Source organism: Bradyrhizobium ontarionense, assembly GCF_021088345.1.
In the GTDB taxonomy this organism is placed as follows: domain Bacteria; phylum Pseudomonadota; class Alphaproteobacteria; order Rhizobiales; family Xanthobacteraceae; genus Bradyrhizobium; species Bradyrhizobium ontarionense.
Window position 1 is genome coordinate 1,377,165 of the sequence record NZ_CP088156.1, and the last position, 19,195, is coordinate 1,396,359.

A 19,195-nucleotide genomic window follows, 5' to 3' on the forward strand; every position below is an offset into this window, starting at 1 on the left:
TTCCGTCCCGACACGGACGGAAGCCGGCGCGTATCTGCAGCGTGCGCCCGCGCTTCAGAACGGAATGTCGTCGTCCATGTCGCTGTTGCGGCCGCCACCGCCGGCCGAAGCAACCGCGCGGCGCGGCGGCGCCATCGACGGACCGCTGCTGCCGAAATCGCCGCCCGGCTCATCGGCGAAACTGCCGCCGCCGCCACCGCCGCGGCCGTCGAGCATCGTCAGCGTCGAGTTGAAGCCCTGCAGCACGACCTCGGTGGAGAACTTCTCCACACCGCTCTGGTCGGTCCATTTGCGGGTCTGCAGCGCGCCTTCGATGTAAACCTTGGCGCCCTTCTTCAGATACTGCTCAGCAACCTTGCAGAGCCCCTCGTTGAAGATCACCACACGGTGCCATTCGGTCTTTTCCTTGCGCTCGCCGGTCGCCTTGTCGCGCCATGTTTCCGACGTCGCAATGCTCAGATTGGCGATCGGCCGCCCATCCTGCGTGCGCCGGATCTCCGGGTCTTTCCCGAGATTGCCGACCAGAATCACCTTGTTCACGCTACCCGCCATCACCACTCTCCCGCGGTTCTCACTTCACCGGACCGGCCGCGCGCACCGGCCTCTCGGCATCAGGTGGCTAAACCCTTCCTCTCGCGGCGGACCCTATACGGTTGCCGCGCCCGCCACCCGTCCTCTCCATCGCTTATCCACATATAGCAAGCCGTCACGGATTGTTCCAGGTTTGTTCGCGCCATAATCCCACAACCATACGTCGAGTTCCGTGGAACCGGAGGGAACTCAGAGTTCCCGCAATGGAACCCTCAAAAAGTTCCAAAAATCACGTAAAAGTAATTAACTTTCATCAACTTAGAAAGCCCCACTTCCTCCTCGGATGTGGCTTTTGGGCGACGGTATTCCAGGTTGAATCGTCTATATTTGCGGATGGATTGGGGCCGCGATGGCGGTCGCAACAGTTCATCAGAAGCGCGCCTCCGGGGACAAATTGGGGGACGCCCAACGCGGGAGACTTGGGATGAGACATCCGATGACGAGAATTTTTCTTGGAGCCGCCAGCCTGATGGTTCTGGGTGCACTGGCGCCGGCGGGAGCCGCCGATCTCGCCGCCCGCCCGTACACCAAGGCGCCGGTGGCAGCGTCCGCACCGCTTCCGACCTGGACCGGCTTCTATCTCGGTCTCCAGGGCGGCGGCGGCTGGGGTCGCAGTGATGAGACCTACTTCTTTGCGCCGAATGTCGTCGGCTTTACACCGACGCAGCGGTACGACATCAGCGGCGGCTTCGTCGGCGGCGTGGTCGGCTACAACTGGCAGGTCGACAATATCGTGTTCGGCCTCGAAGGCGACTATCACTGGGCCGACATCAACGGTCGCTCAGCGGTGATCAGCTCCGGCGCCGGTTTCGGCGATACCTACTTCACTAAGCTGCGCGGCTTCGGCGACATCAAGGGCCGGCTCGGCTGGGCAACAGGTCCGGCGCTGCTCTTCGTCAGCGGCGGCGCCTCGGTTGGCGACTTGCAGCACCGCTATGATCCGGGCATCGCGCCTCCTCCGGCCGGTGCGGTGCAGAACGACTGGCGCTGGGGTTGGACCATCGGCGCCGGCGCTGAATACATGTTCGCCGCCAACTGGTCGGCGAAGGTTGAGTACAACTACATCGATTTTGGCGAGAGCACGATTCAGTACACGAATCCGCTCGTCACGACCAACCGCTCCGAGTGGAAGGACACCGTGCACACCGTCAAGGCCGGCATCTCCTATCACTTCGGCGGCCCGATCATGTCGCGCTACTGATTGCACGCGCGAATTGAATATGTCGAAAGGCCGGCCTTGCGCCGGCCTTTTTTTGTGTGCCAAAACCGGCACTTGCTGGGCCGATGTGTCGTTTGGGTGACGGCTTTTCGCGGCGGAAGGGGCTATCAAGGTCCGGCGGGTGGGCGTTGGTGAGAGTGTGCGTGCGGGCATCGGGCTTGGTTTGGGGACTGCGATGAGAAGGCTGTTGCTGGGGGCGACAACTTCGCTGGCGCTGGGGTTTGCGCCGGCGATCGCAGCCGATTTGCCCGCGCGCACCTTCACCAAGGCGCCCGCGATGATCGCGACGATCTATGATTGGAGCGGCTTCTACCTCGGCCTGAATGCCGGTGGCGCCTCGGCCCGCAGCTGCTGGACCAACAACGTCTCCTTTGCCGGCGTCACTGCGACGAACGCCGAAGGCTGCCATGATGCGACCGGTGCGCTGGCCGGCGGCCAGATCGGCTATCGCTGGCAGGCGGGCGGCTGGGTGTTTGGCGTCGAAGGCCAGGGCAACTGGGCCAACCTGAAGGGCAGCAACACCAGCCAGCTCGTCCCGGCCGTGACCAACCAGACCAAGATCAACAGCGTTGGCGTGCTGACCGGCCAGATTGGCTACGCCTGGAACAACGTGCTCTGGTACGTGAAGGGCGGCGCCGCGGTCGCAGGCGAGAAGTACAACGGCCTTGCCACGGCGACGGGGACGGCGTTCGACCAGTCGAGCGCGACGCGCTGGGGGGCTGCGGTCGGCACCGGTGTCGAGGTCGGCTTTGCGAAGAACTGGTCGGTCGGCGCCGAATACGAGCACATCTTCATGGGCAACAAGGCCCTGAACTTCTCCGGCGTTCCGGCCGGTGCGGCGACCCGGACCGATACGGTCGGCCAGGATGTCGACATGGCCACGGTCCGTGTCAACTATCGCTGGGGCGGCCCTGTCGTCTCCAAGCACTGACGTCTCCAAGCACTGACATCCGACGTCCTGAGGTCTGCAGGTCTCCTCGAGGGACTGACTTCGCCCGACTCGCGTGATCATTCGGCTGGTGGCCCGCGGCCGGGTGTGGCCGAGATCATTTTCGGCTGCGGCCGAAGCTCACCACGTCTGCCCGCCATGACCGGTGCGAGCCAACCCGCGGGCGACCATCCTTAACCCCCGCTTAAGCACGATCCGCAGATCCGGACGCACGCGTCGGAGCGCTCACAGCTTTAGAAATCAGTGCCCCCTACAACCAATGGCAGGCCACGCGAGCGTGGACCCCGGATCGGAGGGATCCGGCGCGAGGACATTTGGGACTGGGGAGACAGCAATGAAGACAACTCTGATCATGACCGCGGGCGTCGCAGCGCTGGGACTGGCTCCCGCCTCGGCAGCCGACTTCGCCACGCGCCCCTATGGCAAGGCACCGGCGCCCGCCTATGTCACGCCGTTGCCGAGCTGGGCCGGCTTCTATCTCGGCGCCAACGGCGGCGCCGACTGGAGCCACAATTGCTGGACGCTGAATCGGGTCGCCGGCGTAGCCGTCGTGCCGACACAATCCGAAGGCTGCCACAACGCGACGAGCGGCCTCATCGGCGGCCAGGTCGGCTATCGCTGGCAGGCCGCGAGCTGGGTGTTCGGCCTCGAAGCCCAAGGCAACTGGACCGACCTGAAGTCGTCCAATGCGAGTGCTGCGGCGCTCGCGACCGGCATCACCAACACCACCAACACCACCAAGACCGACGCGATCGGCCTGTTCACCGGCCAGGTCGGCTATGCCTGGGGCAACGTGCTCTGGTACGTGAAGGGCGGCGCGGCGGTCACGCACAACAAATACACCGGCACCGCCAATGCAGCCGCCCCCTTCGCCGTAGGCACGCTGCTCGATTCCGCCAGCGAAACCCGCTGGGGCGGCACCGTGGGCACGGGCGTCGAGTTCGGCTTCGCGCCGAACTGGTCGGTCGCGGTCGAGTACGACCACCTGTTCATGGGCTCACATGACATCACCTTCCCGGCCACCGCGACCGTGCTGTCGCGGGTCGACACGATCAAGCAGGACATCGACATGGCGACCGTTCGGGTCAACTACCGATTCGGCGCGCCGGTGACCGCGCGCTACTGACGAAGAGCCGCTCCTCGGAGCCCATCAGAAAGGCCGGCGCTCGCGCCGGCCTTTTTCGTGTCCGCAGCTCGGCATCGATGCGGCTCTTTTGTGTTAAATATTTGATATATAACGCTTTTTACCGGTTGTGGCCCCTGCGTTACAGCGCCCCCGGGGGGCCGCGTGTATGAACATTTCCATCGCTTGTCATTCCAACTCCCTGGGGGAACATTGATGAAGAAGTTGCTTGTGATCACGACGGCGCTCGTCGCCATCGCGACCGCCACATCCGCCTCGGCGGCCGACATGGCGGCGCGCCCCTACACCAAGGCACCGCCGATGATGGTCGCCATCAACGATTGGAGCGGATTCTATCTCGGCCTGAACGGCGGTTATGGATCGAGCCGCAATTGCTGGACTCTCGCGGACGGTCGAGCCGAGGGCTGCCACAATGCCACCGGCGGCACCATCGGCGGTCAGTTCGGGTATCGCTGGCAGATGAACTCGGTCGTGTTCGGCCTTGAGGCGCAGGGCAACTGGGCCGACTTGACCGGCAACAACGTCACCCCGCTATTCGCGCCCGATCGCAACCGCACCAAGCTCAGCGCCTTCGGCCTGTTCACCGGGCAGATCGGCTATTCCTTCGACAACGTCCTGCTCTACGCCAAGGGCGGCGCGGCCGTCACCGACACCAAGTACGAGATCTTTTCCGGCGTGATCAACACCGTGCTGGCCACCACGACGGTACACAAGTGGGGCGCGACCGTCGGCGCTGGCGTCGAATACGCCTTCTCGCCGAACTGGTCGGTGGGCTTCGAATACGACCACCTGTTCATGGGCAACACGAACGTCCCGTTCCGCGGCGCGGTCTTCACCCAGACCGATAACATCAAGCAGGATGTCGATCTGTTCACGGCTCGCCTGAACTATCGGTTCGGCGGCCCGGTCATCGCCAAGTATTGATCAGCTTCTACAAGTCTAGTCCTGAAAGGCCGGCGCAAGCCGGCCTTTTTGTTGCGCTGCGGACAATGCTGGCTTTTGCGTGACAGGCGGAACCCAAGCATCTGAGCAACAAAGGCTTTCTGCGCTACCCCGTAGATCCCCGGTTTCGCCGCGACTGTGGCTTTGAGGTGACGGCAATCCGCGCGGAACCCGGCTATAGGAGGTTCGTCAACTTGAACGGGTGAGTCTGTTTCGTGCGTGAAAGCTTCGGTGCGACGCGGACTTCTAGGACTAAACTGGAGAGAAGAAGAATGAAGAAGATCCTGCTTGCGACCGTGGCCCTGGCCGCCCTGGCCGCTCCCGCTGCCGCTGCCGATCTTGCTGCGCGTCCCTACACCAAGGCGCCGGTTGCCGCGCCGCTCCCGACCTGGGCCGGTTTCTACATCGGTGCGATGGGTGGTTATGCCAGCCAGGATAACAACAGCTTCGCTGGCTTCGTTGCACCCTTTTCGTTGTCGCAGAAGGGCGGCTTCGCCGGCGGCACCATCGGCTACAACTGGCAGCAGGGTCCGGTCGTGTTCGGCGTCGAGGCTGATGCAGCCTGGGCCGACATCAACGGCTCTGTAACTGCGGGTGGCGCCACCTTCTCGAGCAAGATCGAGGACATGGGCACCGTGCGCGGTCGCCTGGGCTACACCTTCGGTCCCGCCATGCTGTACGCCACCGGCGGTTACGCGTGGATGGAAAACAAGGCCACCCTCTCCGGCTTCGGCGCTACTGACTTCGGTCGCCAGTTCCACAACGGCTGGACCCTCGGTGCCGGCGCCGAATACATGTTCGTCCCGAACTGGTCGGTGAAAGCCGAATACCTCTACAAGAGCTTCGGCAGCGAGAACTACGCCGCGGGTGGACTGCTGCCGTCGGGCACCATCAACCTGCACACCGTGCAGGTGGGCGTGAACTACCACTTCTAAGATCTACGCCTCCGGGCCAACGCACAAAGCCTCCGCTCTGCCAGAGCGGAGGCTTTTTCTTTGCCGGATCAGGCGCGCGGCATGACGGAACCGGCCTCGCTCCTGCCAATCGCTGCCATTCCCCGAACGCATTGTTGATGATTCGCTGACGGCACTGGAAATCCGCACTCGTTCTTCCTACGTTCTGACGATACCTTTCCCTCTGGCGTCCGATGGCCGGTTTCCGGCGAACGCGCCTTGCAACGATGGCGCTGATGCCGCGCCGTGGGACGATCGTCATGGATGAAGTGCTCAAGGCCAAGCAGCGCGCGCAAGCCAACTCGTCGAGCCTGCGGGCCATCACCATCCGCGGCGCCCGCGAGCACAATCTCAAGAACATCGACGTCGAGATCCCGCGTGACAGGCTCGTCGTGTTCACCGGGCTCTCGGGCTCCGGCAAATCCTCGCTCGCCTTCGATACGATCTATGCCGAGGGCCAGCGCCGCTACGTCGAATCGCTGTCGGCCTATGCGCGCCAGTTCCTGGAGATGATGCAGAAGCCCGACGTCGACCAGATCGACGGCCTGTCGCCGGCGATCTCGATCGAACAGAAGACGACGTCCAAGAACCCGCGCTCCACCGTCGGCACCGTCACCGAGATCTACGACTACATGCGCCTGCTGTGGGCCCGCGTCGGCGTGCCCTACTCGCCGGCCACGGGACTTCCGATCGAGAGCCAGACCGTGTCGCAGATGGTCGATCGCGTGCTGGCGCTTCCCGAGGGCACCCGCCTCTATCTGCTGGCGCCGGTCGTACGTGGCCGCAAGGGCGAGTACAAGAAGGAGCTGGCCGAATATCTCAAGAAGGGCTTTCAGCGCGTCAAGATCGACGGCACCTTCCATGAGCTCGCCGAGGCGCCCACGCTCGACAAGAAGTTCCCGCACGACATCGACGTCGTCGTCGACCGCATCGTCGTGCGCCCCGACATCGGCCAGCGTCTTGCCGAGAGCTTCGAGACCGCGCTGAAGCTCGCCGAGGGCTTGGCCGTGATCGAGTTCGCCGACACCCCCGCCTCGGCAGCGCCTGCCGAAGAAAAGAAGAAGACCGCGAAGATCCACGACAAGAGCGGACCCGAGCGCATCCTGTTCTCGGAGAAGTTCGCCTGCCCGGTCTCCGGCTTCACCATCCCCGAGATCGAGCCGCGGCTGTTCTCGTTCAACAATCCCTATGGCGCCTGCCCGGAATGCGGCGGCCTGGGTGTCGAGCAGCATGTCGATGCCGATCTCGTGATCCCCGACAAGGAGGTCACCCTGCGCAAGGGTGCGATCGCGCCGTGGGCCAAGTCGTCCTCGCCCTATTATCTGCAGACGCTGACCGCGCTCGGCAAGTTCTACAAGTTCACGCTCGACACCAAGTGGAAGGACCTGCCGAAGAAGACGCAGAACGCGCTGCTGCACGGCTCGGGCGACGACGAGATCAAGTTCACCTATGAGGACGGCGTCCGCGCCTACGACACCAAGAAGCCGTTCGAGGGCGTCATCACCAACATCGAGCGCCGCTTCCGCGAGACCGAGAGCGAATGGGCGCGCGAGGAGCTCGGCAAGTACTTCAACGACGTGCCCTGCGCGGCGTGCCGTGGTTTTCGGCTCAAGCCCGAGGCGCTATGCGTCAAGGTCGGGGCCAAGCACATCGGCGAGATCAGCGAGCTCAGCGTCAAGGCCGCCGGCGAATGGTTCGCGGAGGTGCCGAAGCAGCTCAACGCGCAGCAGACCGAGATCGCGACCCGCATCCTCAAGGAGATCCGTGACCGCCTGACCTTCCTGCTCGACGTCGGCCTCAATTACCTGACCCTGGCGCGCTCCTCCGGCACCCTGTCCGGCGGCGAGAGCCAGCGCATCCGCCTGGCCTCGCAGATCGGCTCGGGGCTGACAGGCGTGCTCTACGTGCTGGACGAGCCGTCGATCGGCCTGCATCAGCGCGACAACGCGCGGCTGCTCGACACCCTGAAGCGGCTGCGCGACCTCGGCAACACCGTCATCGTGGTCGAGCATGACGAGGACGCCATTCGCCTCGCCGACTACGTGCTCGACATCGGTCCCGGCGCCGGCACCCATGGCGGCCACATCGTCGCCGAGGGCACGCCGGCCGAGATCATGCGCAATCCGGCCTCGCTGACCGGCAAATATCTCACCGGCGAGCTCGAGGTCGAGGTGCCGGAGCGGCGGCCACCGAACCATCGCCGCACCATCAAGGTCGTCAACGCCCGCGGCAACAATCTCAAGAACGTCTCGGCCGAGATTCCGCTCGGCCTGTTCACGGCCATCACCGGCGTCTCCGGCGGCGGCAAGTCGACGCTGCTGATCGACACGCTCTACAAGGCGATCGCGCGCAAGCTCAACGGCGCCAGCGAAGGCGCCGCGCCGCACGACCGCATCGAGGGCCTGGAGCACATCGACAAGATCATCGACATCGACCAGTCGCCGATCGGCCGCACCCCGCGCTCCAATCCCGCGACCTATACCGGCGCGTTCACGCCGATCCGCGAATGGTTCGCCGGCCTGCCGGAATCCAAGGCGCGCGGCTACGAGCCCGGCCGGTTCTCGTTCAACGTCAAGGGCGGCCGCTGCGAGGCCTGCCAGGGCGACGGCGTCATCAAGATCGAGATGCACTTTTTGCCCGACGTCTACGTCACCTGCGACGTCTGCAAGGGCAAGCGCTACAACCGCGAGACGCTCGACGTGCTGTTCAAGGGCAAGTCGATCGCCGACGTGCTCGACATGACGGTCGAGGAGGCCGCCGAGTTCTTCAAGGCGGTGCCGCGCGTGCGCGACACCTTCGAGACCCTGCGCCGTGTCGGCCTCGACTACATCCATGTCGGCCAGCAGGCCACCACGCTGTCCGGCGGCGAGGCCCAGCGCGTCAAGCTCGCCAAGGAGCTGTCGAAGCGCGCGACGGGGCGCACGCTCTACATCCTGGACGAGCCGACCACCGGGCTGCATTTCCACGACGTCAAGAAGCTCCTTGAGGTGCTGCACGAGCTGGTCGCGCAGGGCAACACGGTGGTCGTGATCGAGCACAATCTCGAGGTCATCAAGACCGCCGACTGGGTGATCGACCTCGGCCCCGAAGGCGGCGACGGCGGCGGCGAGATCGTCGCCTGGGGCCCGCCGGAGGACATCGTCAAGGCGCCGCGCAGCTACACCGGCCAGTTCCTGAAGCCGGTGCTGGAAAAGTCAGCCAAGCCGAAGAAACGCGGCCGCGGCGCCGCCAGCGAGGCGGCGGAGTAGTGCGCGAAACGACGCAATCCGGTGAGTCTGGATTGCTTCGCTCGCAATGACGCTGAGACGCAGCTGTAGCCCATCAAAGCAAAGCCCGCCGCTCTGAGCGGCGGGCTCGATCGTTTGGCACTGGCCTCAGCCTACCACTGCCGGTAATACCCGCTCCGCGTGCCGTTGTTGTTGCCGCCCGGGCCGACGTCGCCCTGGGTCGAGCTCGGGGTCGGATGGTTGGTGCCGTTGTAGCCGGCGCCCCAGCCGGGGCCGTAGTACGGGCCCGGCGCGACGGCGACGTAGCCCTCCTCATAGACCGGTCCCGGCGCCCAGGCGTAGGACTCGCGATACGCGTAGGTGCTGGTCGTCTGCCCACCATAGCCATTACCGCCCGGCCCGTACTCACCGGCGGAGGCGCCGACCGTGCCGGCCACCAGCGTGACGGCCGTCAGCGCAGCGAATCCAAACCTCGATGTCATGAACTTGCTCCCTTGTTCCTAATTATCGAGGAACAAACCACAGGGATGCCCGCGAGTTCCGGCGCTCGCCTGCACAATTGTGCGACACAACGCAGCGCTCATTTTCCCGCGACCGGCCTGATCAGGAAATCACCGGCGCGGCCGCGAGCAGTGCGCGCGGCGGGCACGATCAACCCGCCGCTCGTGTCCGAGCCCCACTTGCGGATCGGCCGGCGGCAGACCCGCAAGTGCAACTCGCGTCGCGACGCCGCCCTGACGCGAGCTTACGCGGCCGCGGCGACCGCGCGCGACCGTGCCACACCGCTCTTGGTGACGCCGGGCAGTGGCGGCGCGGTCGTGCCGGTCGCGTGCGGGAAGTATTGCAGCTGCATCGAATGCATGTAGCCGGCTTCGGCGGTCCAGGAATCGTTCTGCTCCGCGATCGGCGCGATCGTGAACGGATCCGGATTGCTGGGCACGATCGACGTGTAGGTCGGGATCGTGGCCCTGAGGATCTCGATGGGAACATAGATCGAATAATAGTTGGTATCCTTCAGGACCGGCGCCGGTGGCGAATAGGTCGCGAGCACGCCCTTGAGGTTGGCCCAGCCCATCGGCACGATGTCGTTGCTGTTGACGGCGGCGTAATAGGTGTAGGTCTTTGCGAAGGTCGTCGCGAACCCCGCGTTCCACATCGTCGGCGAGGCGAAGGTGTGCGGCCACAGCGTGAATTTCAGCGATGGCGTCAGCTTGGGCAACTGGTCCTTCAGCCACGCCGTGGCCACGACAGCGAGCGCGCCGCCGAGACTGTGCCCGGTCACCATGAGTTGCAGATTCTGCTTGGCCGCAAGGCCGCGCAGATAGTCCAGCAGAGAGAGGCCGGTCGTCGGATCGGTGAGCGCGATGACCAGCGCCAGCGCATCGTTGATCCCCGCGCTGATCTGCTGTGGCGCGCCGGCCTGCTGCGGATATAGCCACGGCACGAGAAAGAACGCGTCGGCATCGGCGAGCACGTTCTCGAAGGCTCCGGCCACCGAGCCGTCGACATCCGTGCCGCGGAACGCCAGCGCGTAGCTGCCGTCCTTGCCTTGCGCGACATAGGCCAGCACGCCGTTGTTGACCGCCGGACCCCAGCACAGCGACCACGGGCCGTTCGCCGTGCCTGACGGCACCGCGCCGAGCAGCTTCTTGAAGTCGTTCGGCTGGACTGTGTCCAGCGCGTCATCGATATAGGCGAAGTAGGACAAATACGCCGCAGCGACCTTGTTGAGCGCCATCTGAAATCTCTCTGACTTTGAACGATGAAAAAAATTCAATCAAATCATGTGCGAGCGGACTGACTCCATGGTCAGCCCCCCATCACCATAGGCGCCTGGCTCTCCGGGTGCACATCACAACATTTTCAACCCAAGATCGTCGACCCCGCGACGGAGTTGCGCGACCTGTACGCCGCACCTCATTGCGTCATCATGGTTCCATTGCTATGGCGCGGGCTGTCGCACGGCGACACTCTTCGGTTACCATCATCAATCGTCAAGCAGGCGACTTCACCACAACGCGAGCCGATGCCCTACTCCCTTGTCATCTTCGATCTCGACGGCACGCTCGCCGACAGCTTCCCGTGGTTTCGGCTCCACGTGAATACGGTCGCCGAGCGCTTCGGCTTTCGCCAGGTGCAGGACGAGGACATCGACGGGCTGCGCCACGCCTCGACGCGCGAGATCCTGGATTTCCTCGAGGTGCCGCGCTGGAAGCTGCCCTTCATCGCGCGCTACGTGCGCCAACTGAAGACGGCGCATGCAGCGAGCATCCCGCTGTTTGACGGCGTCGACATCATGCTCGACACGCTTGCCGGCAACGGCACCAAGCTCGCATTGGTCTCGTCGGACAGCGAGGCCAATGCGCGTCAGAAGCTCGGATCGCGCGCCGGCCTGTTCGCTGATTTCGACTGCTCGGCCTCGGTGTTCGGCAAGGCGCGGAAATTTCGCCGCGTGCTGAAGCGTGCGCGCATCGCGCCGGGCGAGGTGATCTCGATCGGCGACGAGACCCGCGACATCGAGGCGGCACGCGCCGCCGGCATCGCCTGCGGCGCCGTGACCTGGGGCTACGCCGCCGAGAAGGCGCTGCGCGATCATCAGCCCGATCTGGTGTTCACGCGGATGGAGGAGATTGCGGAGCGATTATTGGCAATGACAGCACATGCGTGATTTCCGTCATTGCATTCCGCCGTCGTCACCCGCGAAGGCGGGTGACCCAGTACTTGGAGACAGCAATGGTCAACGGAAATGCCGCAGCGTACTGGATGCCCCGCCTACGCGTGGCATGACAGCTCGGATTGTCTGACCGGCCTGCGCGCTTCACGATCTTCCCGACACCATCTCTGAATGACAGCAACGCTGTTACCGCCGCAAGAACGCGCCGAACGCACGCGGGCCGTCGCCGACCTTGATCTCGGCCGTCACCTTGAGCGTCGCGACGTCGATGACGCTCAGAATGTTGCTCTCCCAATTGGCGACGATGATGCGCTGGCCATCGGCCGTCGCCTCGATGCCCTCCGGATAGTCGCCGACGGTAATGCGCTTGAGCGGCTGCAGGCTTGCCAGGTCGAACACGCTGACCGTGCCGTCATACTGGTCGGTGACGAAGCCCCTGCCCTGCGCCAGTGCGACAGCATAAGGTCGCAGGCCGGTCTTGACCCGGCCGATCTCGCGGCGCTCGCTGAGATCGATCACCGAGACGTCGTTGGAGCCGACATTGGCTGTATAGGCGCGCTTGCCTTCCGCTTCGATGGTGACGCCGAACGGTCGCGCCCCGACCTTGATGGTCGCAAGGCGCTGGCGCGTGGCGGTGTCGATCACCGAGACCATGTCGTCGTCGCGGTCGGCCGAGAGCAGCAGCTTGCCGTCGGGTGTCACCGCGAGTCCCGACGGCGAGGCGCCGACCGCGATGCTGCTGGTGACTGTGCGCGCCTTGGCGTCGATGACGCGGATTGCGGCGTTGTACCAGTCGGCGACATAGACGGTCGCGCCGTCCGGCGTGACGGCGATGCCGAGCGGCCCGCCGCCGACCTCGATCCGTCCGACCACCTTTCGCGCGGCGGCGTCGATGACGCTGACGGTCTTGTCGTCCGGGCTCGCCACATAGGCGAAGCGCCCGTCCGCGGCGACAGCAATGCCAGCCGGCTTGCCGCCGATCGGAATCGTCGCCACCGGTTTCGAGGTCGTGAGGTCGACGATCGTGAGATCGTCGCTCAGCTGATTGGTGACGAAAGCTTCTTCGGCGTGGGCGCTGGCGCTGCAGGAAAGCAAGGCTGCGAGCAGAAGACCACCGATACGGTGTGAGCGATGGCGAGCACTGCAGCGGTGAACTCGGTGCGAGCCTCTCCCCGCCTGCGGCAGGGCGATCGCATATGGCGATTTCTGTTTTGCGCCCGTCTCTTTCCACATCGTCATGGCCGGGCTTGTCCCGGCCATCCACGTCTGTTTGGCCTGGAAAGAAAGGCGTGGATGCCCGGGTCAAGCCCGGGCATGACGGAGTAACTCATTGGCGGGCTCACTCGGCGCGCGCCCTTATCTCTCATATGCGATCGCCCTGCCGCCTGCGGGGAGAGGTCGGATTGCATCGAAGATGCAATCCGAGTGAGGGGGTACAGGTCCAACCGCTGACACTCCCCGTGCGTCTGCCCCTCACCCCAACCCTCACAGCGCGAGCGAAGCTCGTCGCGCCCCCGTGAAGAACGGGGAGAGGGAGCGCAGCGCCCGCCGGGCGACATGATCGATTCCAAACGACCAATCCAGCCCTTCAGCTCCCGCTCTCCACCTTCTTCTTCAATCCCTCGAGCCCACCCTTATAGAGCCCGCTCACCGCATTGACCGCGGCCTCGTCGCTCAGCTCCGGCGGCGGGTCGTTGTTGGGGAAGCCGCGGTAGAACGCGCCGATCCATTCGACCACGCTGCCCTTGCCGTCCGCGCTCGGCGTGACCGCGATGGTCGACGAGTAGTTCGTCACCGGCAGCACCTTCACGTCGACGGCGGTGATGCGGTACGAATAGCTCATCTTCTCGGCATCGAACTTGTAGAGCTCCTCGTCGACGGTGGCGCCGCCCTTCAGGGTCAGCTTGCGCGTGGCGCCGATCTCGTTGCCCTTGTCGCCCTCGGTCTTGTCGACGACGCCGAGCCAGCTCATGTCCTGGAAGCTGCCGATCACGGCCCACACCTTCGCGGGCGCGGCATTGATCTCGACATGCTCCTGGACCTTGCGCCGGGTCGGACCATGCGCATCAGCTGTGGTCAGGGCCGTCGTTGCGATCGCGAGCGCAGCCATCGCGACTAGCGCCTTGCCGAACACCATCCTCATCTCGTTTCCTCAACCATTCTCATTTGGCTCGCGCATCTGGCGCGCGGCGGAGCCATCTTTGCACCGCTCCCGATTGTTGCAACAAAAAAGACCGTGTCGTGACGATCGGCGGCCGATCAATTCGCGCCGCAGCAGCGCTTGTATTTCTGGCCGGAACCGCACGGACAGGGGGCGTTGCGGCCGATCTTGCCGAACGATGCGAACGGATTGGGCTGCTCGGCGAAGTCGAGCGAACCGGGCACCGGTGCCCCGCTCTGCCGGTACCGGTAAAGGGCCAGCACCGCGTCGCGGATATCAGCGGGCACATCGCGGCCGAGATTGGCGCGCTCGACAGATTCGACGTTTTCCTCCAGCGCCACATCGATCGCCTGCATCAGGATCGCGACCGCCGCGGCCACGTCGCCGCCGACCTGCCGATAGGCCTCGAACCGCTCGCGACGCAGGTCCACCGCCGCAGCAAAGCCTTCGATCCACAGCTCCCAGATCACATCGCCGTTCACGGGATCGAGCGGATAGAGCGGCTGGTACAGCTCCGGGTCGCGCGTCAGCGTCCGCGCGATCTCGTCGTAATACGCCATCACGAGGTCGAGCACCGCGTTGGCATGGCCGATGCTTGCAAACACCGAGCGCCGTCGCTTGCCGAGCCCGAACGCCGCAGCGAACCACTCGCCCGGCGGGACGGGCTCCGGCAGGATCAACAGGCCGGCGATGAAGCCGTCGAGCTCCTCCAGCACCATGGCGCCTTCATCGAGCGCCAGCAGCGCCTGGTCGAGCTCGTCGTGATGGCTGGTCTCTTCCGGCATGCTGCAACCCTTGCTCTTGCCTCATCGTCGTCGCAGCCTGATTTGCCCGACGCGCACGCTGCGCAAGGCAGAAAGGCGTGACGCGGCCGTTTTGACACCAAAACAGCCGTGCGCGCAAAACCTAAATTTCCGCGCGGGATCAGCGGCATCACCCATGTCCAGTCCTGCCGCGGAAAATATTCTTCTTTCTTTTTTTCGGAATTTCTGTTTTTCTGTGCGCGTCCTGTCCTCACGAGAGGGACGCTTCGCGGTCGTCACGGGCGTTGAGGGCGGGATGCGATGGACGTCACGGCCCCGGTGCGCTTGCGCACGACGACGGGTCTCGTGGCGGACGGCGAAATCGTGTGGTCCTGACCTCCCGACGCTGAGGTCAAGTGGGTGTCGATGCTCCCAAAGCATCGCGCCGATGACGGTGGCCAGAAAGCCCGGTGCACCGAGGAGAGCGCGTATAAGCCGGTAGAAACCGTCGCGCAGGGAAGGCCGGTTGTTCGGCCAATCCTGTGGTTCCTGCCGCCTGCATTTTTTTCGCAGGCGGGCCATGGGTGCGGCCTGCACCCGGCCTTCCCTGCGCCCTCTCATTTGATGAGGGCGACATGAATGTCAAAGCTCGGATGCAAATGCATCGCGAGAAGATCTCAGCATGTCCGCCGCTTACACGCCGTCGCCGCCTCATCCTCAACTGTCATCGCCCGCGCAGGCGGGCGATCGAGTACGCCGCGGCCTCTCGATCAAGCACTGCCGTCGCGGAATACTGGATCGCCCGGTCAAGCCGGGCGATGACAGCTATTGTCGTGAATACGAGCGACGCCCCTCACTCCGCGAGCACCGCCTGCACGAAGCCGTCAGGGTCGGCGCAGAACTCGCGCAGGGCCTTGAAGTGATCGGTGTCCTGCACCGCGACCTTCTCGAGGCCGTATTTGGTCAGCCGCAGCAGCATGGCGCCGGGATAGGCCATCAGCACCGGCGAATGCGTCGCCATCAGCACCTGGCAGTGGCCGGACTCGTCCATCCGCCGCATCAGCTTGAGAAACTCGATCTGGCGCGCCGGCGACAGCGCCGATTCCGGCTCGTCGAAGATGTAGATGCCCTGGCGCTGGCAGCGCTCCTGAAAGAAGCGCAGAAAACCCTCGCCGTGCGAATGCGACAGGAAATCGGGCGGCGGCCCTCCGAGCGGATCGTCCAATGCGGCCTGGTCGAGATAGCGCGCCACCGAGAAGAAGCTCTCGGCGCGGAAGAACCAGCCCTGCGTGATCCTGGGCAGCCAGCTGGCGCGCAACGCAGCGCCGAGCGCGCCGCCCATGCGCTCGACCGCACGACCATGATCGACCGGCCTATAGCCCTTGCCGCCACCGGCTTCGTCATAGCCGGCGAGCGACGCGATGCCTTCGAGCAAGGTCGACTTGCCGGTGCCGTTCTCGCCGACGATGATGGTGATCGCACGGGAGAAGCTGAGCTCGAAATCATCCTGCAGGAACGGCAGGCAAAACGGATAGACGGCCCGATCCTCGATCTTGTCCGGGTCGAGCCACAGCCGCTTCAGATAGGGTGCCGGCAGCCTGATCGCGCGTTGGTTCCTCGCCATGACGCCTTCACAACCTCGGTGACATCGCGGGCAATCTCGCACATGGCGGCCGCATCGGCCACTGCTGCAAGTGGACTACTCCAGCGCGCAGACCTCAAGCGACAGAATCCCGAGAGTGGCAAACTCTCTCATCCGTCATTCCGGGGCGTTCGACGCGCGCAAAATGGCGTCCAGCCATTTCGCGCGCGGCGGACGAGCCCGGAATCCATAACCACGATCGTGAGTATGGATTCCGGGCTCGCCGCTCCGCGGCGCCCCGGAATGACGATGTGGAGAGGGTGTGCCCAACTCGACTGCGATGCCCGCAGAGAGCAATCAACACGCTTCGCCCGAAGCGCTGCATCAGGCGATCACCGGCTCTCGCACCTACGCCACGACCTCCAGCACCAGCTCCATGGTCATCAGCACCGGGTTGTCGCCGCGGACGAGGCGTCCCTGTGCCAGCGCGCCGGTGTAGTCGACCAGCGCGACGTCGAGCGTGGCTTCGAGTCCGTCAGCGCCTGGTGCGATGGCGCCGGAGGTGATGGTCAGCTCGGTCGCGAACGGCTCGACGACAACGCCGTCTTCGAAGCGTGCGCCGATGGTCGAGCCGACGCCGCCCCGGATGCGCGCTCTGCCGATACCCTGCGCGCGGCAGAACTCCTCCAGGCAGCCGGCGAAATCCTGGTTCGGCCGCAGCCGCAGCGCGAACGCCCGGCGATCCGTGGTGGCCGCGCTCGGCGCAGCCGCCACCGGCCCGAACAGCTTGAAGCCGGTCTCAGCGTCCGGCTCGGCCGTGAAGATCGCGCCGTCGAGACCGAAAGCCTCGACCGCGAAGCCCTCAGCGACGATCGTCTCCTCCGGCAGGAGGTGCCCGCCCCCGGCGCGGCCGCCCTCTTCCGTCCACAGCGAGTGACAATGGAAGAACGGCGCGCCATCGCGCACGCCGAGCGTCATGGTCCCGGTCGAGAGCTGCGTGACACCAGCGGGCCGATAGGTCTCGCTGTAGAATGCGGCATGATCCGGCGTCTTCGACAGCGCCGGCATCACGTAGGCGAAGGGCGAGAGCGCGCCGCCTCTGATGTCGAGCACGCCGCCGGCAAAGCCGTGCGCCGCAAAGCCGCGGCGTACGGCTTCCAGCAACGGTACGCCCCTTTCGAGTGTGAACGTGAAAGCGCGGCCGCGCGCCTCAACCCACTGGATGCAGTCGGCCACGGGCGCGCCGGGCTGTTTGATGAATCGCATCAGTGCTCAACCCTGCTTGGTGAGATCGAGCAGCCCGCGCGCCTCGAGCTCGTCGCGCACCAGGCGCTTGGGAACCTTGCCATAGCCCGACTTGGGCAGCGCGTCCCAGAAGAAGAAGCGCTTCGGCATCTTGTAGCGCGGCAGCTTGGTGGCGAGATAGCCGGCCATGTCGCTCTCGCTCGGCGCCGCAGCGCCCTCGCGCGCCACGCAGACGGCGACACCGACCTCGCCCCAGACTGGATCGGGCACGCCGAGCACGGCGACCTCGCCGATATCGGGATGGGTCAGGATCTTTTCCTCGACCTCGCGCGGATAGATGTTGGAGCCGCCGGAGATGTACATGTCCGACGCGCGGCCGGTGATGTAGACGAAGCCTTGCGCATCCATATGGCCGAGATCGCCGGTGCGGAACCAGCCGTCGCGAAACGCCTTCGCATTGGCTTCCGGATTGTCGTAGTAGCCCGCGAACACGGCAGGGCCAATGACGCAGATCTCGCCGGTCTCGCCCGGCCTCAGCTCGCGTCCGCCATCATCCTGGATCGAGACCTGCATGCCGGTGCGCTCGTAGCCGCAGCTGCCGATCCGCGCCTCAGGGCCGTCTTCCTCCTCGTGCGCTGCGGCCGGCAGCACGGTGATGTTGCCGGTGACCTCGCCGAGCCCGAAATACTGCACGATCACCTTGCCGAGTCGCGCCAGCGCGCGCTTCTGGTCCTCGCGATACATCGGCGCGCCGGCGTAGATGACGTGACGCAGCGAGGCGTGGTCGAACTGGTCGACGGCGGGATGCTCGACCATCATCTTCAGGATGGTCGGCACGGTGAAGAGGTTGCTGACGCGATGCGTTTCGATCAGGCGGAAGGCTTCGGTGATGTCGAACTTCTCGCTCGGCAGCAGCACCGTCTTGGCGCCGCGCGCGCTCTGCATCAGCTGGTGCACGCCGGCGCCGTGCGACAGCGGCGCCACGACGAGCGAAGCGTCGTGCTCGGTCGTGCCCGGCGTCAGGTCGGCGAGATGATTGGTGATGACGAAGGCCATCTGGCCATGAGTCAGCACCGCGGCCTTGGACCGGCCCGTGGTGCCCGAGGTGAAGAAGAACCAGCAGGGATCGTCGTGCTCGACAGCAGCGTTCGCAACGTCAGCGCCGGCATTCGCCTTGATCGCCTCGCTCACGGAGCGCGTGCCGAAGCCGTCGGTCTCGCCGATGCGCCAGGTGAAGGACGTGGTCGTCACCGCCGCGGCATGGTCGGGAAAATCGCCGTGGCAGAGAAAGGCCTTCGCGCCGGACGCGGTGGCGAGATAGGCGACCTCGTCCGGCATCAGGCGGAAATTGGTGGGCACCCAGACCGCACCGAGCCGGAACGCGGCGAACATCGAGACGAACATCTCCTCGCAGTTCTTGGAGTGCACCAGAACGCGGTCGCCCTTGGCGATGCCCTGCTCGGCAAGCGCCGCGGCGAGCGCCGAAACCATCGCGTCGATCTCGCGCCAGGTCCAGGACTTGTCGCCCCACACGAAGCCGATGCGGTCGCCGAGCCGGCGGCCGTTCTGCGTCACGATATGCGCGAGGTTCATGACCCGCCGCGACATGCGCAAGGGGGCGGTGGCGGTGGTCATCGACAGACCCTCACCTCTCTGCAGCGGATGAACAGAACCATGGCAACATCCCCTCGATCGATCCTCGGGCGATCTCGGCCGCCCTACTCCACATTCCTGTTTATCGTGGTACCGCAAGCCGTCGCAAGAT

At 65.0% G+C, this 19,195-nt stretch carries 16 protein-coding genes; 7 read left to right on the forward strand and 9 right to left on the reverse strand.

Translation table 11 applies throughout. From position 1 onward, the window contains the following. Positions 1 to 54: 54 nt before the first annotated feature. Positions 55 to 552 (reverse strand): single-stranded DNA-binding protein, encoded by a 498-nt coding sequence (locus tag LQG66_RS06070; protein WP_231324407.1) that lies wholly within the window; start codon positions 550 to 552, stop codon positions 55 to 57. Between the two features lie 475 nt (positions 553 to 1,027). On the opposite strand from LQG66_RS06070, the gene LQG66_RS06075 reads away from it, so the two are divergent. From LQG66_RS06075 to uvrA, 6 genes are all read left to right on the forward strand, one after another. After that, positions 1,028 to 1,792: an outer membrane protein gene (locus LQG66_RS06075; protein WP_231324408.1), complete on the forward strand. Its 765-nt coding sequence runs from the start codon at positions 1,028 to 1,030 to the stop codon at positions 1,790 to 1,792. Between the two features lie 193 nt (positions 1,793 to 1,985). Continuing rightward, positions 1,986 to 2,741, forward strand: coding sequence for an outer membrane protein (locus LQG66_RS06080; RefSeq protein ID WP_231324409.1), 756 nt, complete (start codon positions 1,986 to 1,988; stop codon positions 2,739 to 2,741). 352 nt (positions 2,742 to 3,093) lie between these two features. After that, the gene (locus LQG66_RS06085; protein WP_231324410.1) at positions 3,094 to 3,885 is read left to right on the forward strand and encodes an outer membrane protein; all 792 of its coding nucleotides are present in this window, start codon (positions 3,094 to 3,096) and stop codon (positions 3,883 to 3,885) included. 213 nt (positions 3,886 to 4,098) lie between these two features. After that, a complete protein-coding gene (locus LQG66_RS06090; protein ID WP_231324411.1) occupies positions 4,099 to 4,827 on the forward strand; it encodes an outer membrane protein in 729 nt (242 codons plus the stop codon). 290 nt (positions 4,828 to 5,117) lie between these two features. Then, complete coding sequence (locus tag LQG66_RS06095) at positions 5,118 to 5,780, forward strand: outer membrane protein (RefSeq protein WP_231324412.1); 663 nt, start codon at positions 5,118 to 5,120, stop codon at positions 5,778 to 5,780. A gap of 278 nt (positions 5,781 to 6,058) precedes the next feature. After that, positions 6,059 to 9,046 carry an excinuclease ABC subunit UvrA gene (gene uvrA / locus LQG66_RS06100; RefSeq protein ID WP_231324413.1) on the forward strand — a complete coding sequence of 996 codons (2,988 nt, stop codon included), beginning with the start codon at positions 6,059 to 6,061 and terminating at the stop codon, positions 9,044 to 9,046. 131 nt (positions 9,047 to 9,177) lie between these two features. Here uvrA and LQG66_RS06105 read toward each other — a convergent pair whose 3' ends face one another. After that, positions 9,178 to 9,507, reverse strand: coding sequence for a hypothetical protein (locus LQG66_RS06105; protein ID WP_231324414.1), 330 nt, complete (start codon positions 9,505 to 9,507; stop codon positions 9,178 to 9,180). 263 nt (positions 9,508 to 9,770) lie between these two features. Further along, positions 9,771 to 10,763 (reverse strand): lipase family protein, encoded by a 993-nt coding sequence (locus LQG66_RS06110; protein WP_231324415.1) that lies wholly within the window; start codon positions 10,761 to 10,763, stop codon positions 9,771 to 9,773. 288 nt (positions 10,764 to 11,051) lie between these two features. On the opposite strand from LQG66_RS06110, the gene LQG66_RS06115 reads away from it, so the two are divergent. Next, positions 11,052 to 11,693, forward strand: a complete 642-nt coding sequence (locus LQG66_RS06115; RefSeq protein WP_231324416.1) for an HAD-IA family hydrolase — start codon at positions 11,052 to 11,054, stop codon at positions 11,691 to 11,693. Positions 11,694 to 11,885: 192 nt separating this feature from the next. Here the strand turns inward: LQG66_RS06115 and LQG66_RS06120 are convergent, their stop codons facing one another. The 6 genes from LQG66_RS06120 to LQG66_RS06145 all read right to left on the reverse strand — a co-directional run bounded on the left by LQG66_RS06120 (position 11,886) and on the right by LQG66_RS06145 (position 19,065). After that, entirely contained in the window at positions 11,886 to 12,818 is a 933-nt protein-coding gene (locus LQG66_RS06120) for a YVTN family beta-propeller repeat protein (protein ID WP_231327706.1), read from the reverse strand. A gap of 469 nt (positions 12,819 to 13,287) precedes the next feature. Beyond that, positions 13,288 to 13,842, reverse strand: a complete 555-nt coding sequence (locus LQG66_RS06125) for an SRPBCC family protein (RefSeq protein ID WP_231324417.1) — start codon at positions 13,840 to 13,842, stop codon at positions 13,288 to 13,290. A 116-nt stretch (positions 13,843 to 13,958) separates the two neighbouring features. Continuing rightward, positions 13,959 to 14,645, reverse strand: a complete 687-nt coding sequence (locus tag LQG66_RS06130; RefSeq protein WP_231324418.1) for a YecA/YgfB family protein — start codon at positions 14,643 to 14,645, stop codon at positions 13,959 to 13,961. An 811-nt stretch (positions 14,646 to 15,456) separates the two neighbouring features. Further along, on the reverse strand, positions 15,457 to 16,227 hold the full coding sequence (locus LQG66_RS06135; protein ID WP_231324419.1) for an AAA family ATPase: 771 nt from the start codon (positions 16,225 to 16,227) through the stop codon (positions 15,457 to 15,459). A gap of 366 nt (positions 16,228 to 16,593) precedes the next feature. Continuing rightward, complete coding sequence (locus LQG66_RS06140) at positions 16,594 to 17,451, reverse strand: PCC domain-containing protein (RefSeq protein ID WP_231324421.1); 858 nt, start codon at positions 17,449 to 17,451, stop codon at positions 16,594 to 16,596. Between the two features lie 6 nt (positions 17,452 to 17,457). Beyond that, positions 17,458 to 19,065: an acyl-CoA synthetase gene (locus LQG66_RS06145; protein WP_231324423.1), complete on the reverse strand. Its 1,608-nt coding sequence runs from the start codon at positions 19,063 to 19,065 to the stop codon at positions 17,458 to 17,460. Positions 19,066 to 19,195: the final 130 nt, after the last annotated feature.

What these genes read in the sequence shown, in the direction of transcription:
- uvrA (WP_231324413.1), top strand. Translation starts at nt 6,059, where the DNA reads ATGGATGAAGTGCTCAAGGCCAAGCAGCGCGCGCAAGCCAACTCGTCG.
- LQG66_RS06080 (WP_231324409.1), top strand. Translation starts at nt 1,986, where the DNA reads ATGAGAAGGCTGTTGCTGGGGGCGACAACTTCGCTGGCGCTGGGGTTT.
- LQG66_RS06090 (WP_231324411.1), top strand. Translation starts at nt 4,099, where the DNA reads ATGAAGAAGTTGCTTGTGATCACGACGGCGCTCGTCGCCATCGCGACC.
- LQG66_RS06075 (WP_231324408.1), top strand. Translation starts at nt 1,028, where the DNA reads ATGACGAGAATTTTTCTTGGAGCCGCCAGCCTGATGGTTCTGGGTGCA.
- LQG66_RS06105 (WP_231324414.1), bottom strand. Translation starts at nt 9,507, where the DNA reads ATGACATCGAGGTTTGGATTCGCTGCGCTGACGGCCGTCACGCTGGTG.
- LQG66_RS06085 (WP_231324410.1), top strand. Translation starts at nt 3,094, where the DNA reads ATGAAGACAACTCTGATCATGACCGCGGGCGTCGCAGCGCTGGGACTG.
- LQG66_RS06135 (WP_231324419.1), bottom strand. Translation starts at nt 16,227, where the DNA reads ATGGCGAGGAACCAACGCGCGATCAGGCTGCCGGCACCCTATCTGAAG.
- LQG66_RS06125 (WP_231324417.1), bottom strand. Translation starts at nt 13,842, where the DNA reads ATGAGGATGGTGTTCGGCAAGGCGCTAGTCGCGATGGCTGCGCTCGCG.
- LQG66_RS06070 (WP_231324407.1), bottom strand. Translation starts at nt 552, where the DNA reads ATGGCGGGTAGCGTGAACAAGGTGATTCTGGTCGGCAATCTCGGGAAA.
- LQG66_RS06145 (WP_231324423.1), bottom strand. Translation starts at nt 19,065, where the DNA reads ATGACCACCGCCACCGCCCCCTTGCGCATGTCGCGGCGGGTCATGAAC.
- LQG66_RS06110 (WP_231324415.1), bottom strand. Translation starts at nt 10,763, where the DNA reads ATGGCGCTCAACAAGGTCGCTGCGGCGTATTTGTCCTACTTCGCCTAT.
- LQG66_RS06130 (WP_231324418.1), bottom strand. Translation starts at nt 14,645, where the DNA reads ATGCCGGAAGAGACCAGCCATCACGACGAGCTCGACCAGGCGCTGCTG.
- LQG66_RS06140 (WP_231324421.1), bottom strand. Translation starts at nt 17,451, where the DNA reads ATGCGATTCATCAAACAGCCCGGCGCGCCCGTGGCCGACTGCATCCAG.
- LQG66_RS06095 (WP_231324412.1), top strand. Translation starts at nt 5,118, where the DNA reads ATGAAGAAGATCCTGCTTGCGACCGTGGCCCTGGCCGCCCTGGCCGCT.
- LQG66_RS06115 (WP_231324416.1), top strand. Translation starts at nt 11,052, where the DNA reads ATGCCCTACTCCCTTGTCATCTTCGATCTCGACGGCACGCTCGCCGAC.